The sequence below is a fragment of the Alcanivorax sp. HI0083 genome (assembly GCF_001635175.1).
On sequence record NZ_LWFX01001159.1, the window covers coordinates 1 to 2377 of the forward strand.

Consider the following 2377-nt stretch of genomic DNA (forward strand, 5'->3'; position numbering starts at 1 on the left):
TGATCATCGCCTGCCCCTGTGCGCTGGGCCTGGCCACACCCATGTCCGTGATGGTGGGGGTCGGCAAGGCGGCAGAATACGGCATCCTGATTCGTCAGGGGGAAGCCCTGCAAACCAGCAGCCAGCTGGACACCATCGTTCTCGACAAGACCGGCACCATCACCGAAGGCAAACCTGCCGTCACCGATATCATCTGCGCAGAGGGGCAACAGGAAGATACCGTGCTCAAACTTGCGGCCAGCCTGGAAAGCGGTTCGGAACATCCGCTGGCCACAGCGATTCTCAACGAGAGCAAACAGCGAGAAGTATCGCTGGACGACGTCACTCAATTTCAGGCCCTGAACGGCAAGGGAGTCACTGCCACCCTCAATGGCAAGGCGTATCGACTGGGCAATCGGCGCTGGTTGGAGAATGAAGGGGTGAACATCAACCTCGACAGCACGCCCCTCACCGACAAGGGCGCCACGCCGCTGTTCTTGTCGGAGCAGAAAACCCTGCTCGGCATCATCGGTGTCGCGGATCGTATTAAAGACGACTCCAAAGCCGCTATCACCCGGCTTAAGGAACAGGGACTAAAGGTCATCATGATTACCGGCGACATTGCCGCCAGCGCCAACGCCATTGCCGAACAAGCCGGCGTGGATGAGGTGATGGCGGAAGTGCTGCCGGAAGACAAGGCCAAAAAAGTGCAGGCCCTGCAGGGCGAAGGCCGCAACGTAGCCATGGTCGGCGATGGCATCAACGATGCCCCGGCCCTGGCCCAGGCGGATGTGGGCTTTGCCATTGGCACCGGCACCGACGTGGCCATCGAATCCGCAGCCATCACCCTGATGGGGGGCTCACTGCATGGCGTGGCCGATGCCATGGCGATCTCGTCAGCCACGGTACGCAATATCAAACAGAATCTGTTTGGCGCCTTTGTCTATAACAGCCTGGGCGTGCCCGTGGCGGCCGGCATACTCTACCCGCTCACCGGCAGCCTGCTCAGCCCGGTGATCGCCGGGGCCGCCATGTCGCTAAGCTCCGTCACCGTGGTCACCAACGCCAACCGGTTACGCTTTTTCAAACCCAAACACACGAACGGGACGACCCCATGACACCGGAACAACTTGCCGCCCAACTGCGTCACCCCAACGGCGAGGAAGGCAACACAGTCGCAGACAACATGGATGACCGTAACAGTCCGGTGATTCTCGCCGCCTATGCGGCATTGGCCCCCGCCGACGGGGACCGGATTCTGGAAATTGGTCCCGGTGGAGCCGGCCACCTTCCCGGCCTGCTGGCGCAGGCGGATAACCTGCACTACACCGGACTGGATGCCTCCCGCGACATGGTGCTGCGCGCCCGGGAGCGCTACCTGGGCGAAACCCGCGCCGCCTTTATCCACGGCGCGCTCACCGACGCGCCCCTGGCGCCCGCCGCCATGGACCGCATCGTTGCGGTGAACGTGGTGTATTTCTGGCAACCGCTCGCACCGGCCCTGCACGCCTTGTTCCTGCTGCTGCGCCCCGGCGGCACCCTGGTGCTGGGCCTGCGTGATCACAACAGCATGGCCAGCCTGCCCGTCTTCCAGCACGGCTTTTCCACCTACCACGGACCAGAGCTGCAGCACGCCCTGGAACAGGCCGGGTTTACCGACACCACGCTGGCCACCTTCGCGGAAGACAGCGTCGATGTACTCGGCGACACCATGCACAAGCAGTCCGTCATACTTACCGCCCGCAAACCCCGGGAGACGACACCATGAATATTCTCGTCAATCTGGCCGGCCTGATGTTGATGGCGCTGGTGGTCTGGTGGTTCTGGTTATCGCAGCGCAAAACCGCCGCACCGTCAGCCACCCACGAAACCACCATTATTGTCGAAGACGGGGTCTATACTCCGGCCTCCATTCGCGCCAACGCCGGCGAATCGTTGACCCTGCATTTCGACCGGCGCGATCCATCACCCTGTGCCGAGCAGGTGATATTTCAGGGGCTCGACACCAGTGAATTTCTGGAAACCGGCAAAACCACCACGCTGACCCTGAATCACCTGCCGGCGGGAACGTTCCGATTCACCTGCCAAATGCAGATGTATCAAGGCACACTGATAGTAGACTGACCGCAACACGCAACACGCAACACGCAACACGCAACACGCAAACAATGATGAGGACTTGCCGTGAAAAAAATACTGGTTGTTTTAACTACCCTGTTGATGGCTGCCTGTGGCGAAGAAGCGACGGCACCGGCAGAAACCCCCTCTGCCGGCCAACCGGCCGCACAGGTAGCAGCCACTGACAAGGTGCTGGAAGTGTATAAATCCCCCACCTGTGGCTGCTGCGGCGCCTGGGTGGAACACATGGAAGCCAACGGCTACGCGGTCAAGGTGCATG

The 2377-nt window shown here is 61.2% G+C and carries 3 protein-coding genes and 1 pseudogene; all 4 read left to right on the forward strand.

The genetic code is table 11. From position 1 onward, the window contains the following. The coding region (locus A3754_RS16505; protein ID WP_156497036.1) for a heavy metal translocating P-type ATPase at nt 1–1097 on the forward strand (1097 nt) is incomplete at its 5' end. Further along, nucleotides 1094–1747 (forward strand): class I SAM-dependent methyltransferase, encoded by a 654-nt coding sequence (locus A3754_RS16510; RefSeq protein WP_063520578.1) that lies wholly within the window; start codon nt 1094–1096, stop codon nt 1745–1747. The genes A3754_RS16505 and A3754_RS16510, both read left to right, overlap by 4 nt. Beyond that, a complete protein-coding gene (locus A3754_RS16515; protein ID WP_063520579.1) occupies nt 1744–2103 on the forward strand; it encodes a cupredoxin domain-containing protein in 360 nt (119 codons plus the stop codon). Before A3754_RS16510 ends, A3754_RS16515 begins: the two co-directional genes overlap by 4 nt. Nucleotides 2104–2163: 60 nt before the next feature. Then, nucleotides 2164–2377, forward strand: a pseudogene (locus A3754_RS16520) (DUF411 domain-containing protein); the annotation flags it as partial.